General features: G+C 57.6%; 9 protein-coding genes. 2 read left to right on the forward strand and 7 right to left on the reverse strand.

Annotated features, from left to right (window positions below):
* The first annotated feature begins 32 nt into the window (after positions 1–32).
* On the forward strand, positions 33–884 hold the full coding sequence (locus IY73_RS01660; protein WP_053978737.1) for an HNH endonuclease family protein: 852 nt from the start codon (positions 33–35) through the stop codon (positions 882–884).
* Here IY73_RS01660 and IY73_RS01665 read toward each other — a convergent pair.
* The 4 genes from IY73_RS01665 to IY73_RS01680 form a co-directional block, all read right to left on the reverse strand.
* Positions 881–2,863, reverse strand: coding sequence for a DEAD/DEAH box helicase (locus IY73_RS01665; RefSeq protein ID WP_082346517.1), 1,983 nt, complete (start codon positions 2,861–2,863; stop codon positions 881–883). The genes IY73_RS01660 and IY73_RS01665 overlap by 4 nt on opposite strands.
* 35 nt (positions 2,864–2,898) lie before the next feature.
* On the reverse strand, positions 2,899–4,230 hold the full coding sequence (locus tag IY73_RS01670; RefSeq protein WP_082346518.1) for an MFS transporter: 1,332 nt from the start codon (positions 4,228–4,230) through the stop codon (positions 2,899–2,901).
* A gap of 9 nt (positions 4,231–4,239) precedes the next feature.
* Positions 4,240–5,613: a M20/M25/M40 family metallo-hydrolase gene (locus tag IY73_RS01675; protein ID WP_053978739.1), complete on the reverse strand. Its 1,374-nt coding sequence runs from the start codon at positions 5,611–5,613 to the stop codon at positions 4,240–4,242.
* Positions 5,614–5,755: 142 nt separating this feature from the next.
* Entirely contained in the window at positions 5,756–6,421 is a 666-nt protein-coding gene (locus IY73_RS01680; RefSeq protein ID WP_158408627.1) for a TetR/AcrR family transcriptional regulator, read from the reverse strand.
* Between the two features lie 217 nt (positions 6,422–6,638).
* Between IY73_RS01680 and IY73_RS01685 the strand changes: the two genes are divergently transcribed.
* Entirely contained in the window at positions 6,639–10,409 is a 3,771-nt protein-coding gene (locus tag IY73_RS01685; protein WP_082346520.1) for a multifunctional oxoglutarate decarboxylase/oxoglutarate dehydrogenase thiamine pyrophosphate-binding subunit/dihydrolipoyllysine-residue succinyltransferase subunit, read from the forward strand.
* 167 nt (positions 10,410–10,576) lie between these two features.
* Here IY73_RS01685 and metE read toward each other — a convergent pair whose 3' ends face one another.
* The 3 genes from metE to IY73_RS01700 all read right to left on the reverse strand — a co-directional run bounded on the left by metE (position 10,577) and on the right by IY73_RS01700 (position 15,419).
* A complete protein-coding gene (metE, locus tag IY73_RS01690; protein ID WP_053961539.1) occupies positions 10,577–12,892 on the reverse strand; it encodes a 5-methyltetrahydropteroyltriglutamate--homocysteine S-methyltransferase in 2,316 nt (771 codons plus the stop codon).
* Positions 12,893–13,267: 375 nt separating this feature from the next.
* Positions 13,268–14,149: a glycine betaine ABC transporter substrate-binding protein gene (locus IY73_RS01695; RefSeq protein ID WP_158408666.1), complete on the reverse strand. Its 882-nt coding sequence runs from the start codon at positions 14,147–14,149 to the stop codon at positions 13,268–13,270.
* Between the two features lie 124 nt (positions 14,150–14,273).
* Positions 14,274–15,419 carry an NAD(P)-dependent malic enzyme gene (locus IY73_RS01700; RefSeq protein WP_082345572.1) on the reverse strand — a complete coding sequence of 382 codons (1,146 nt, stop codon included), beginning with the start codon at positions 15,417–15,419 and terminating at the stop codon, positions 14,274–14,276.
* Between the last annotated feature and the right edge of the window lie 86 nt (positions 15,420–15,505).

Below are 15,505 nucleotides of genomic sequence, written 5' to 3' on the forward strand. Positions count from 1 at the left end.
CGTCAAGTAGCTCACCCGTCCCGCTTGCATATGTGATTAACTGCCAAGTCCCCCTCACCACTGAAGTCCCCACTATGCCGCTACCACATCATCACACTGCAGTTCCCGCCGCCCACGCGTGCACCGACACCACCAGCCCGGTGCAAGCCAACAACTCTGCTCTCCAGTCCGGTACGACCCAGCACGCCTTCTCCACTACACCGGTCCACCTCTGGAGCCTCCGGGGACGTCGATGGCTACTCTGGGGAGGATGGGTGGTGTTCCCCACCCTGGTGGCTCTCGTCGTCACGGCAGCCCAATGGATTCCACCTACGCACCAGTGGCCAGGCAGTCCGAGCCGCGCGGAGATACGTGCACTGCTCAACCGTGTGCACATCATCCCCCGACGCCAACATATTCTGGGTTACGAACGTGCCTGCACCGGCTCATCCAGCTGCAGTTTCGGCACTGCATGGACTGATGACTCGGATGCCCCTGGCAGCCACAACGGTATCGATACTCGTTCGGAGATGCTGCGCCTCCTCTCTACCAGTATTGATCCCTACACCGGGCGTCACCTTCCCAACCAGCGGCAGCAACGTCATATCGACCACCTCTTCCCACTTGCCGCGGCATGGGATATGGGTGCTGCACAGTGGCCTCAACGAAAGCGAGTGAGCTTCGCTAATGACATCTCCCGCAACCTGGTGGTGGTTGCGGGAGACATCAATATTGAAAAAGCAGACAGCACCCCCAGCGAGTGGCTTCCACCATGGAAAGGTAGCCGCTGCTGGTACGCGGCCCGCTACCTTACCGTTGCGGTCCACTACGACTTGTCCATCAGCCAAGCCGATTGGCGGGCACTCTCCGCGGCGAGCAGACTCTGCCCACGGCGTTCGGCTTAGTAATTTTTGCTCTGCTTGTGGTTGGAAAAACCGCGGTTCTTCGAATAGCCCTTTACAGCAGGTTGGTAGCTCTTCCGGGAACGGGTCTTCCAAGCAGGACGATCTTTACGTTCAAAATGGTCATTCTTGGTGGACCGGTCGGAAGAGGAACGCTCGTTCCACGCACCGCGACCGTGGTCCGCAGAGTTCTTCCACTCCTTGCGGCTCTTCCGGTCGTTCCACTCGGTGCGGTCGTTGCGGTACTTACGGGAGTGCTTGTCAGAGCGCATATAGCTGCTCTGCTGTTTTTTCTCCCACTTGGCCTGTTTGAGAGCCCCTGGACGGTTAGCCGGTGGGCCCGGATCCACTTCAAGGTGGATCAGTTGGCCGGAGATCCGCGTCTTCTCCAGATTGTCGAAAACCTCTTGGGGAAGGTCAGCGGGCATATCGATGAGGGAGTAGTCCCCGCGAATGGAGATATGGCCAATATCAGCGCTACTGATTCCGCCTTCATTCGCAATAGCTCCCACGATGCTCGACGGCGTGGCCTTGTGACGCTTTCCGACGGCAATACGGTAGGAGACCAAATCTTTGCCGCTCCGGGATTGCTGCCGCCCTTCTTTGCGCTCCCCGCCATGAGAGAAGGAACGCTGGTGGCCGCGATAATCATCTACCTCAAGTTCCTCGGTCAACAGGAAGCCTTCGGTCTCATCGACAGTGCGGACTGCTAGCGCAGCTGCAATATCGACTATATCCACTCCCGTATCTGCCGCGTAGAGCTGCACGAATCCACGGAAAAGGTCGAGGTGCTCATCTTCCAGAGCTTCGGTGATGGATTCGTTGAAGCGGCGAACGCGAGTGTCGTTAACATCGTCCACGCTGGGCAGCTTGACCTCTTTGAGGGGCTGGCCGGTGACACGCTCAATCTGCTTAATCATGCGGCGTTCTCGCGGCGTCACGAACAGGAGTGCCTGTCCGGTCCGCCCAGCGCGCCCGGTGCGACCGATTCGGTGCACGTAGGACTCCGGGTCGTGGGGCATGTCGTAGTTGAGGACATAGCTGATGCGGTCGACGTCTAGGCCACGCGCCGCCACGTCGGTTGCGACAAGGATATCGAGGGTGCCCTCTTTGAGCTGATTAATGGTACGTTCACGTTGGGCTTGCACCATGTCACCGTTAATTGCAGCCGCACCGTAGCCACGTGCACGGAGCTTATCAGCCATCTCCTCTGTCTGCTGCTTGGTGCGGACGAAAAGGATCATTGCTTCAAAGGTATCCACTTCCAGGATGCGGGTGAGGGCATCAATCTTAGATCGCTGGTTAACGACCACATATCGCTGCTCAATATTGGCATTCGTGGTGGTGGGGGTTTCGATTTCGATCTGCTGCGGATCAGACAGATAGTTCTCAGAGATACGGCGGATCGCCGGCGGGATGGTGGCGGAGAAAAGTGCTGCCTGACGGTGCTCAGGAGCTTTGGAAAGGATCTCCTCGACGTCTTCTTGGAAGCCCATCTTCAGCATTTCATCGGCTTCGTCAAGAACCAGGTAGCGCAGTTCGGAAAGATCGAGCTTACCTTTGGAAAGGTGGTCGATGATGCGTCCAGGGGTACCGACAATGATCTGGGCACCGCGCTTCAAACCCGCAATTTGGACACCATAGGACTGTCCACCGTAGATGGGGAGCACTTTCACCCCTGGAAGATGCCGCGCGAAGCTCGATACGGCATCGGCGACCTGCAGGGCTAGTTCACGAGTAGGGGCAAGCACCAAGGCTTGCGGAGCTTTCAGCTCGGGGTCAATGGCGGCCACCATGGGGAGGCCGAACGCTGCAGTCTTACCGGTACCGGTTTGGGCCATGCCCACAACGTCTTTCCCGGAGAGCAGCAGGGGGATAGTAGCAGCCTGAATCTGGCTGGGGGACTCGAAACCTAGGTCACTGATTGCTTGCAGAATCGGAACGGGCAGGTCGAAGTCAGAAAATGTTTCGACAGTAGTCATCGCGTCTTATACTACCCGCTACTACCTGGGGAAACCTAAAGGGAGGAAGGTGCTGGTCGGCTGCGGGCGGCAGATGGAAGAGTTTCTCGGGCCGGCACCCATGCCAACGAACTTACCGCCAAGATGATGCCTGTGATTCCAAAGGCCCAACTGTAACCCAAGGCATCCACAATGGCCCCGGCTGCCAGCGTTCCGACGATTGAACCGAAGTCAGCAGCCATTTGCACCGAAGCCAAGACCGTTCCTCCCCGGTAGCCGGCCACCACATCTCCGATGGCTGCCTGCTGTGCTGGGTTGATGACACCACCGCCGAGACCAGCAAAGAGTGACAGAACGTAGACCATCCCCACGCTTGTCCCTTGACCCAGTAACGCCGTCATGGCTCCACAAAGCAGGAGTCCCCCAATGATGAGGGGACGACGACCCCAGCGATCGGACCAATGCCGGGTGACGTACAGGGCAATTGCATTACCGATGGCAAAGATCGCCATTGCGATTCCCGCCTGGGCTGCTCCGTTTGTACGAAGCAACGCGGAGACGAAAAGAGGCAGCAGGGCGACACGGACCCCGAAGTTGCCCCATCCGTTGGAGAAGTTGGTGGCGAGGCAGGCCCAGAACGCACTGTCTTTCATGACGTCGCGCAATTTCAGCTCGGGAGCTTGTACCGATTGTTCCGTGTCCAGGTCCGATGAAGCAGCAGGCGTATCGGGTTCCGTTTCGGAGATAGTGCCGGTGTTGACGGCTAAACTCCCCGTTTCCGCGTTGGCAAGGGCGGTAGTTGAGGGGGTAAGGAGCCGTGCCGGGAGCATCCACCATACTACGATAATCGCCAGGATGAGGGAGACCGTGTACACGTAGAACGGAAGCCGGATGTCGATATGCCCCAGCATTCCCCCTGCCACTGGGCCGGCGATGTTTCCAATGAGGAATGCCCCACCATAGGCGGAGGCTGCACGTCCACGCATGTAGCCAGGTGCCATTCTCACGATCATGGCGGTTGCGGACACAGTGAAGAGGGTCGAGCCGATTCCGCCTAATCCGCGGTAGACGAGGAGTTCCCAGTATCCCTGGGCGAAGGTGGTGGCCAGGGTGGAGAGAGCGACGATGAAGAGCCCTGCCACGTACATCGGACGTTCACCCAGTAAATTGATGAGTTTTCCGGAGGCTGGCGCAAACACGAGGCGCGTCATGCCGAAAACGCTAACAATGGCGGCTGCCGCCATCACACTTACGTTAAAACTGTGGGCATATTGCGGAAGGACCGGGGTGATGAGTCCGTAGCCGATCGCTATGAGAAAGGCGGCCCCCACCAGAATCCAGATACCCCGAGGTAGGGGTTCTCGAGGTTCCTGTGTTGAGCTCGCCATAGGCTCAGCCTACGCATTTTGGGTGAGGTGAGCCAGTACCTGTGCCCCGCTATGGACTGCACTGACAGGAACTCGCTCATTTTTTGCGTGGAAATGCCCGAAGCAGTCATAGGTGCTGGGGAGTTGCAGCGGCACGAAGCCAAAGCATTCGATATCCAGCCGCTGGAGAAACTTATTGTCGGTACCGGCCGGGAGAAGATAGGGCGCTACGACTCCCGCAGGGTCGATGGTAGCGAGGGCATCGCGGACGGTGTCGACCAAGGGAGACTGCGGGTCGCTGGAGACTGCATTGGGCTCCTCCCAGTCGATGGTGAGGGCGTCGTAGTCCTCACCCAGCTCGTCTCTCAGCAGTTCCTCCACCGTGTCGAAAAATTCTGTTTCGTGGCCCGGAAGCACGCGGCAATCGATAGTGGCACTGGCGTCGGCGGGGATAACGTTCACCGCATAGCCGGCGTGAAGCTGGGTGGGAGCTGCCGTATTGCGGAGGCCAGCACGGACTACTGGCCCGAGAAAGCCCCACTTGTGGGTGGCAGCATCAAGTTCGTCGTCTTGGTACCGTTTGCCTGTTACCTCGGCTATGGTGTCCAGGAAGGCGTCCAGCGCGGGGGTATGGATGATGGGAAAATCGTGGCGGGCGATCGCTGCGACAGCACGGGCGATGACGGACACTGCATTCGTTCCGGAGGGGCGTGAACCGTGCCCGGCGCGCCCTTTCACGCTGAAACGTGCCCACGCAACGCCTTTTTCGGCTACTGCTAAGGGATAGATTCGTGTATCGGGGTGGTCGGGGAGGGTGACGGAGAAGCCGCCTACTTCGCTGAGTGCCTGGGTTACGCCGGCGAACCACTCAGGATGGTGGTCAACGAGCCAGTGGGAGCCCCACACACCATCGTGTTCTTCGTCGGAGAACCACACCATCATGAGACTGCGGGCTGGGCGCACTCCGGTGAGTGCGTAATGGCGTGCGACGGCGAGCATCATGCCGGCAAAGTCTTTCATGTCGACGGCACCACGGCCCCAGATCCATCCGTCAATAATGTCACCACTGAAGGGTGGATAGTCCCAGTCGTCAGCGTTAACCGGGACGACGTCGACGTGGCTGTGAATCAGGAGAGCATGGGGGTCGTCCCCGGGAATGATGATGCGGTAGTTTCCGCGGCCGGGGCGAGATGCCAGGTAGTCTCCCTCAATGCCAACATCGGCGAGTTTGCGTGCGATGTAGTGGATGCACTGGTCTTCTCCATCTCCTACGTCGGGTTTTCCGGTGTTGACGGAAGGGATACGGATGAGGTCCTGGGTGAAGGCCACTGCTTCCTGGCCGAGGGCATCCCAGTCGTTCCATTCGCGGGTGGGGCGGGAAAGATCTGCGCTAGTGCTTGTCATGGTTACTAGTCTAGACACTCGGCTCTACAGAATCGCCTCTCTAGCTCGTTGACCGGGGGTTATGCTCACTCCGAGAAAGACTGTCCGAACTATGGCATGGCCGGGGAAGAACATCTTCTCCGGCCATGCCATAAAGGCGTGATTATGCTGCAGTTTCCTCTTCGACGTTCCGCACTATGGTTCGAACAACCATCTCCAGGGACTCCATCACAATCTTCATTCCGTCGGCGTTGCTGGCCAGCGCAGGGTTTTGTGGGGTGCGGAGGCTCAAGTGGCGCAATAGGCACCCATGCACCAGGTCGAGGATGACGGGGACCAGTTGGTTGAGATCCATGGACCATGTAACGCCGTATCGGCGTGCCGCAGAGTCGAGGTAACTGTAGGCAAGGTGCGCCAGGGCGTCGTAATACGTGGTGATGAGTTGTTGGAACCGGAAGTCAGAGGTATGGAACGCATACGAAATGACCTCATATATCAGTGGCGAGTTTTCGGCTTGTGCGAAGGTCTCGTTGAGGACAGTCACAGCGTCCTGAAACATTGACTCTTCTAGTCCAGCGATTCCGGTCTTGTTAGAGAGGGAGACGGTGGCAAGCACGCTCTTCGTAATAGTGTGAATGACTTCATCGACAGTGTGAGCAGCCATTTCATAGAGCAGCTCTTCTTTGTCGTTAAAGCAGTAGTGCACTACACCGAGGGAGATATCAGCTTCTTGGGCTACGGCGCGAGTGGTCACTTGTGCAAAACCTTCTCGCCGAGCGACGACCATGGCAGCTTTTATGAGGTGTGCCCGGCGGTCTTCTCTATTCATACGCATTGTTGTTGGGCTTTCCAAGAGATATAGCGATTGACGCGGAGGGGAGCAATTGTATTTAAAGACCATCCTAATCACGATGACCTGTAGAATACTCATCGCACACAAATAATTCTCTTCTTCTTTTAAGCATTCGTGTAACACAGATCACCACACCCCCTTTCTGAGTACCATTAGAGGTACACAACCAACCGGACCAGAATGAGGGTTATCAGTGACGACGCATCCAGATTCTTTCGGACAGAACCAGTGGCTGGTTGACGAAATGTATCGGAAGTTCCGCGACAATCCCCACAGTGTGGATGATGCTTGGCGGGCCTACTTCACCGATCAGAAGCTGATCCCCTCCCCTGCCGCCTCCCCCAGCACGGATAGCGGACAAGTGGTGTCCGAACCTTTCGGCCCCACTAATCCCACTGCTTTCCTCACCGATTACAACTACTCTGAGACCGCTGCAGACCCAGTGCATGTGCAACGTGCCTCCACCGAACGTGTGCGCTCTGCCGCTAAAGATGCCCTCACCACCATGTACACGGTTGAGACGATGACGGGCCCCAACTACCCCGAGCTGACGGAGGAAGAGAAAACCTCACTACGAGGTACTGCCCGGGCAATTGCACGCAACATGAACGCCTCCCGCGATATCCCCATGGCGACCTCGGTGCGCTCCATTCCGGTGAAGTTGATGTTTGAGAACCGTGCCCTCATCAACAGCTACCTCGCGAAGACGCGTGGTGGGAAAGTCTCCTTCACACATCTCATTGGCTACGCCATGATTCAGGCAGTGAAAGCCTACCCAGTCATGAACTGCCGGCTAGAGGAGAAGGACGGCCTCTTCACTCGTATTCAACCTGACCACATTAACTTGGGCCTGGCTGTCGACCTGCGGGGCAAAGACGGCAGCCGCTCCCTGGTGGTCGCCGCAATTAAAGAGACGGAATCGATGAACTTCCCCCAGTTCGTCGCCGCTTATGAAGATATTGTCACCCGCGCCCGCAACGGCAAGCTGACCACCGCCGACTTTGCCGGTGTCACCATCTCCCTCACTAATCCTGGTGGCATTGGCACAATTCACTCGGTGCCGCGTCTTATGCCTGGTCAAGGTTGCATTTTGGGTGTTGGTGCACTCCAATATCCGGCAGAATACACCGGGATGAGCGATGAAGCGCTGGCGGATCTCGGTGTTGGCAAGGCGATGACTATCACCTCCACTTACGACCACCGGATCATCCAGGGTGCGGAGTCCGGCGAATGGCTCGGTACGATCCACAAACTGCTCTTGTCCGACGAATTCTACGATGAGATCTTTACCGGGCTCAAGCTTCCCTTCGAACCCTGGCGCTGGCGCCGCGATGTCGCTTCACAGGGGGTAAATAAAGATGCGCGTGTGCTCCAACTTATCGAGGCATACCGCGACCGTGGTCATCTCATCGCCGACACGAACCCTCTTAACTTCATTGAACCCGGCAGGAAGCGGGAAACCTACCCGGACCTCGACATTGCGCATTACGGGCTCACCATTTGGGACCTGGATAGGGAGTTCGCCGTGGGCGGCCTTGCCGGCCAGGAGCGCATGAAGCTGCGCGATATTATGGCGGTGCTGCGCAATGCCTACTGCGAGAAGATCAGCGTCGAGTACACCTACATTCTCGACAATGAGCAGCGCGAATGGATCCGCCATTATGTGGAGAGCAAAGGCGCTCCGCTCTCCACCAAGGACCAAAAACTCACTCTCACCACACTTATCGCGGCCGAAGCATTCGAGTCCTTCCTACAAACAAAGTATGTGGGGCAGAAACGCTTCTCCTTGGAGGGCTCAGAGTCCCTTATTCCCATGATGGACCGTGTCATCGATGTGGCAGCCGATCACCATGTCCAGGAGGTCGTCATTGGCATGCCCCACCGTGGGCGTCTCAATGTGCTTGCCAATATCGTCGGCAAACCCTACAACCAGATCTTCAACGAGTTCGAAGGCAACATGCGTGCCAATGAGCAACAAGGTTCTGGTGACGTGAAGTACCACCTCGGTGCCGAGGGTACGCACTATCAGATGTATGGCGACAACGAGATTAAGGTGACGCTCACTGCCAACCCCTCCCATCTGGAAGCCGTCGACCCCGTCCTTATCGGTATCGTCAAGGCTAAGCAGGACCTACTTGCTCGTAATGCCGAACAGCCGCACCAGGAGACTCAACCGCGCTACCCGGTTATTCCGCTCATGCTGCACGGCGATGCCGCTTTCTCGGGTCAAGGAGTAGTCTACGAGACACTCAATATGGCGCTACTCGAGGGTTACAACGTCGGCGGTACCGTTCATATCGTCGTTAATAACCAGATCGGTTTCACTACCGCGCCCTCACAAGGACGCTCCAGCGAATACTGTACTGACGTCGCTAAGGCCTTTGGGGTACCGGTCTTCCACGTTAATGGGGACGACCCGGAAGCGTGTGTTCGTGTGGCCCACGCTGCCGTCGAGTTCAACCAGAAGTTCGCTAAAGACGTTGTTATTGACCTTGTCTCCTACCGTCGGCGGGGCCACAATGAGGCGGATGATCCGTCCATGACCCAGCCTGCCATGTACGACATCATCGACAATAAGCGTTCCGTGCGGCAGTCCTATCTGGAGACGTTGGTGGGACGCGGCGATATCACTCCGCAAGAAGCAGAAACCGCCTTGCAGGACTACCAGGGTGAACTCGAAAGCGTCTTCAAACAGGTGAAGGATGCAGAGAAAGCTTCCACTCCCCCGTCACAATCGGTGGCTACGAAGCAGCGCGTTCCCTACAACCTGCAGACCGCTATCTCGGCCGAACGGTTGGAAGAGATCGGCGATGCTTTCGCGAATGTTCCGGACAACTTCTCTGTCCACAAGCGTGTCAAGCCTATTCTCGAGGCTCGCCACCGCATGACCCATGAAGGGCACGTGGACTGGGCGATGGCTGAACTGTTGGCGTGGGGTTCACTGGTCCAAGAAGGACGAGATGTGCGCATTGCCGGTGAGGACAGCTGCCGCGGAACATTTACCCAACGTCACGCCATCGTAGTGGACCGCGAGAACAGCAACGAGTACAGCCCGCTGCGCGCCATTGCGAACACCCACGGCGGGCACTTCGACATCTTTAACTCCTCCCTCTCCGAGTTCGCAGGTTTGGGTGTGGAGTACGGCTACAGTGTGACTCACCCGGATGCACTGGTGTGTTGGGAGGCTCAATTCGGCGACTTTGCTAACGGTGGGCAGACCATTGTTGATGAGTACATTTCCTCGGCTGAAGCGAAGTGGAGCCAGCGTTCGGGGCTCGTCATGCTTCTCCCCCATGGGCAGGAGGGTGCGGGGCCTGACCATTCTTCTGCCCGTATCGAGCGTTACCTCCAGTTGTGTGCAGAGTCCAACATGACGATAGCCCAACCGTCTACCCCGGCGAACTACTTCCACCTGATTCGCCGGCATACTCTCTCCAGCATTGTGCGGCCGCTCATTGTGGCGACGCCGAAGTCAATGTTGCGGATGAAGGCGGCAACCAGCCCGTTGGAAGACTTCACCCAGCGAAAGTTCCGCTCGGTCATTGATGATCCCTATTTCTACGATCATGAGCAGTTGCACGACCCATCATCAGTAAAGACGCTGCTGCTGTGCTCTGGGAAGGTGTATTACGAGCTGGCACGGCGGCGCGACAAGGAGGAACGGTTCGACCTGGCTATTGCTCGGTTGGAGCAGATCTACCCGGTGCCGTTCCGCCGGATCTACGAACTTGTTGCCCGCTACCCCCAGGTGGAGAGAATCATGTGGGTGCAGGAAGAACCGTCGAACCAGGGAGCTTGGCCATTCCTCAAGGTCAAGCTGCCTACCGTGGTCGGTAACCTACCTCCATTCGACCGTTTCTCGCGCCGGAGTATGTCTGCCCCGGCAACCGGCGTCTCCAGTGTGAACCGGGCGGAGCAGACACTGCTTATGGATACTGTCTTTAACTCCACTCTGCCCGAATAAGGCAGGTTACAACCCGGACAGCGGAAGATTCCACCGGATGACCGGTCTGCTGTCATCGCCACGCAAAAGCCCGCCCCCGATGCTCATCGGGAGCGGGCTTTTACCTGTGGAGAAGTAGCAGGCGAGAGACACCCGACATCATGTGCGGGTACTCTTGCGACAGCGCGTTACTGAGCAAGTTGTGCGCGGAGGTTCTTCGTCGCCGTCACCATGGCTTCCAGTGAGGGAACGCATTCTTCTGCGCGACGGGTTTTTAGGCCACAGTCTGGATTAACCCAAAGACGCTCTGCTGGAACAGCTTTCAGGGCAAGCTGCAGGGCAGCAGAGATCTCTTCAACGTGCGGCACACGCGGTGAGTGAATGTCGTACACACCTGGTCCAATAGCCTGACGGTACCCGTGCTCTTCCAAATCAGACACGATTTCCATCTGGGAGCGGGCTGACTCGACGGAAGTGACGTCGGCATCCAATTCACCAATTACCCCCACCATTTCGCCAAACTCGGAGTAGCACATGTGGGTGTGAATCTGCGTCGCGGGAGCTACCCCGGCTGTCGCCAGCCGGAAGGCAGCAGCTGCCCACTCAGCGTAGTGCGCTTTATCCTCGTCACGCAGCGGCAGCAGCTCACGCAGTGCCGGCTCGTCCACCTGAATAATGCGAATACCGGCATTTTCCAGATCCACGCACTCGTCACGAATCGCCAACGCCACTTGTACCGCGGTAGCCTCCAACGCCTGGTCATCGCGGACGAACGACCACGATAGCATCGTGATGGGGCCGGTCAGCATACCTTTCATCGGACGGTCGGTAAGGCTCGCTGCGTAGGCCGACCATGTGACGGACATGGCGGAAGGCCGCTGCACATCACCATAGACCACCGGTGGGCGCACGCAGCGAGTGCCATAGGACTGCACCCAGCCGTTGCGGGACGCCCAGTAGCCCTCGAGCTGCTCAGCGAAGTACTGCACCATGTCGTTGCGTTCCGGCTCACCATGAACCAGCACATCAATATCCAGGTCTTCCTGAAGTTTGATGACGTCCTGGATTTCCCGTCGCATTGCCTCGTCGTACTGCTCTTCCGTCAGCTCACCACGCACAAAGCGCTGACGGGCAGAACGAATTTCGGCAGTCTGCGGGAAGGATCCGATGGTGGTAGTCGGCAGCAGCGGGAGGTTAAGTTCATCACGCTGGAGAACAGCCCGTTCAGCGTAGTCCGGGCGGTGGTAGTCGGCATAGGTGAGTGCCGCGATACGTTTCCGCAGTGTCGGGTTGTTAGTGACAGCACTTCCCCGCCGGTGCGCCGTAATGTCACGAGCGGTCTGAGCCTCAGGGGCATTGGGGTCTTTCTCGCCACGCTGGATTTGTGCCAGCAGGGAGATCTCCGCGACCTTTTCCGTGCCAAAAGCTAGCCACTCTCGACACAATCCATCGGTGCCAGAGGCAGCTCGCTCTTCGATAGTGGGGAGATCTTCTCCGGCGAGCGTATAGGGTACGTGTAGCAGAGAACACGAGGTAGAGACGGCGACGTGGGCAGCCCGCTCAGACGCACGGACAAGTTGTTCTACTGCACCATCGATCGCTGTTGCCCATACGTTTCGACCATCGACAACACCTGCTACCAGAAGCTTCTCCGATAGCCCCGGAATATCCTGCGGAGGCAGGTCACCGGCGACGAAGTCGAGGGCGAGCCCGTCAATGGGCGTGCCGGCGAGCACCGGTAGTGCGTCTTTGGTGTCACCAAAGTAGGTGGCAACGAGAATCTGGGGGCGTTGTGCGAGCCCGCCGAGGCGGTCGTACACCTTCCCCAACAGCTCGAGCTCAGCAGAGCTGAGAGTGGTGACCGCGCTCGGTTCATCGAGTTGTACCCACTCCACGCCTTCTGCAGCAAGCAGCTGTAGCAGTTCTTCGTACACCGGAAGGAGGTCGTGAAGCCGACTGAGTGCGCCGCCCAGACCTGGGGTAGCAGCACGGTCCGCTTCCTTTGCCAACCGCAGATAAGTAAAGGGACCAATGATAACCGGGCGGGCAGGAATACCAGCCGCCTGTGCGGCGTGAAGATCCTCCAGTAGCGCCTCGGGATGGAGAGTGAAGTGAGTCTCTGCGGAGAACTCGGGAACCAGGTAATGGTAGTTGGTATCGAACCACTTCGTCATCTCCAGCGGGGGGACGGCTGCGGTACCGCGTGCCGCCGCGAAATACCGGTCGAGGTCTGTCTCCGCTGCCGCGAGATAACGTTGCGGGAGTGCCCCGACCAGCACGGTGGTGTCGAGCATTTGGTCGTAGAGAGAGAAAACATTGGTGGGGATGGAATCCAGGCCAGCGTCCACCAGCTGTGCCCACGTGTGGGCACGTAGCTCTGTGGCAACAGAACGCAGCTCAGCTTCGCTGTGCTCGCCTCTCCAATAGCGTTCGATGGCAAACTTCAGCTCACGCTGGGGGCCGATACGTGGGGTACCTAATACGGTTGCAGAAAAAATAGACATGGGTGTCTCCAATAAATGAACGTCAACATTCACCTTTGGATTACGAGCACCATGCCACAACACCTCCAGCTCTTCCTGAGCATCCAGAAAGAGGTGCTTTCTTTTCTAAGAAGAGTGGTGATGCGTCGCCTCTGTCACAAAGGCGAGTTATCCCGGCAAGCGTTTGCCCACCAATTTCCTCGTCCGTTCCGTACAGGCAGCTCCTGCAGGCTATACAGGGCGACGTGTGCCTAACTACCGCTGTCGCCGACTCTCTACCATCTCGTGGTAGAGGTATATCTCTGTGGGGTACTGCGGAACAGTGAACTAAGTATATCCATACCTTTTCTGATGGGGCTAGACATGCGCGAGGTTCTGTGCAGCGTGCACAAAAGTCTATTTCTCGCGCCCCGAGAAGCCCTTGGCACGTAGCCAGTTAGTAATGAACTGGTCCAGCTGATCCGGAGTACGGTACTCCACGCGTAGAAGTTCAGCCACATCCGTCGTCGTGAGTTTCTCACTCAGCTCATCGAAGATGAGCTGACGGGGGCGGTCTACAGCGCTTTTCGCGACTAACGGGAAAATATAGGCGGCGGCTACGGAATGGAGATCATCCGTGAGCAAACGCCAGTCCCCGCTGAGCAGCAATGGGTCTGATGCAAACGTAAGAACCACATCGTCACCAGACGTCACAGTCGTCTCTGTGAGGAGGGATTTCGGAGTACAGCGATAGTGGCGATTGACGAGTTCTGCCCAGTGCTCCATTTCTAGAACATCGGCCGGATATGCGTGAATAAGGATAGAGAATCGTTCACAACGGTCGGCCAGCTGTGAGTAGGTACGAATACCGTCTATGTGCGGATCCTTATTTCGGACTGCTATCACCATTGTGCGCTCGGCACGGGAGGGTCGTAATGAGCGGGTCTCCTGTGGAAGGGAGCGTGTCATCTCGGCAAAAACCGGGTCGAACTCTGCATCGGGGTTGGCGGAATCACGTCGGACTGTCGCACGCAGAATGGGAGCATCCGGGTTTATCGCAAACAACAGCTGGCTGGTGTACTCGGGGACGGCATCTACCAACCCGGTACTAATGGCGTGAAGTTTTGCCCGATGCCCAATAGAGGAGGTTTGGGTAACGCCAGGGCCAACATTACGCACACCGTCTGCGGCTCGCCGACTTTCAATACGGTCAAGACGGGCCGGGACACCCCTCAACTGCAGGGCAGCGACGTAGAGTTTGGCGAGGACATAGTCGGGGGCCATAGCGGAATAACCCACTCGCACAATAGGTGCGACGGGATCTGGGACTAGAGCTTTGTCTGTACGCCCACATCCCGTCGCCACTAGGAGCAGGGCACACGCTAGTGCGCTTAATTTCCGATGACCTCGCATGCCAACAATGCTACTTGTTGGCTTCAGCAACCGCCTTGACTGCGGCGGTAACTGCCGGGCAGACGCGTGGATCGAGTGGCGACGGAATGATGTAGTCGGGAGACAGATCCTTCGAGTCGATAACGTCGGCGATGGCCTCTGCTGCGGCCTGCAGCATCTCATCTGTAATCGCGGTAGAGCGGGCATCGAGCGCGCCGCGGAAAATACCGGGGAAAGCCAGTACATTGTTGAGCTGGTTCGGGTAGTCCGAGCGGCCAGTCGCCACGATAGAGGCATGGCGGTGTGCAACATCAACAGGGATTTCGGGATCCGGGTTGGAGAGGGAGAAGATCATGGCATCAGGTGCCATCTCCGCTACAATGTCTTCCGCCACATGTCCAGCGGAGACACCCACGAAGACGTCCGCGCCTTCGAAGGCTTCTGCCTGGCCACCCACAATATTGTCGGGGTTGGTGATCTCTGCCAGAGCTTCCTTAACAGGGTTCAGACCTTCTCTGCCGCGGGACACAATACCTTGGGAGTCAAGCACGATGACGTTCTTGACACCAGCGTTAAGAATAATCTTGGTGCAGGCAACACCGGCAGCACCGGCGCCTGACACGACGACCTTGAGGTCCTCGGGCTTACGGCCAGTGAGTCGGCAGGCGTTGATCATGCCGGCCAGTACCACTACTGCGGTACCGTGCTGATCGTCGTGCATCACCGGAATATCAAGAGCTTCCTTTAACCGATCTTCGATTTCGAAGCAACGGGGAGCGGAAATATCTTCGAGGTTGATGGCGCCAAAGCTTGGCTGCAGACGGATGCAGGTCTCGACAATCTCGTCCGGATCCGTGGTGTCGAGCACAATCGGAATGGCGTTGAGGCCGGAGAACTGCTTAAAGAGGGCACACTTGCCTTCCATTACCGGAAGCGCTGCGGACGGTCCGATATTCCCGAGTCCGAGCACGGCAGTTCCATCACTGACCACCGCTACGAGGCGGCCAGCCCAGGTGTAGAGCTTGGCATCTTCTGGCTTGTCATAAATATCGTTGCAGGCAAGTGCAACACCGGGAGTGTAAGCAACAGAGAGATCGTGCTGCGAATCGAGGGGCGAGTGCAGGGCGACGTCGAGTTTGCCGTTGATGTGATACTGAAGAACCTCTTCTTCTGTCACCACGTCTTCGTTAACTGCGGCGGTAAACAGTTCGTCATTAACGTTCTCCACGCCATCGCGCGGATCAATAGTCTGGGTCAACTGCG

The organism is Lawsonella clevelandensis (genome assembly GCF_001293125.1).
Taxonomy (GTDB): Bacteria; Actinomycetota; Actinomycetes; order Mycobacteriales; family Mycobacteriaceae; genus Lawsonella; species Lawsonella clevelandensis.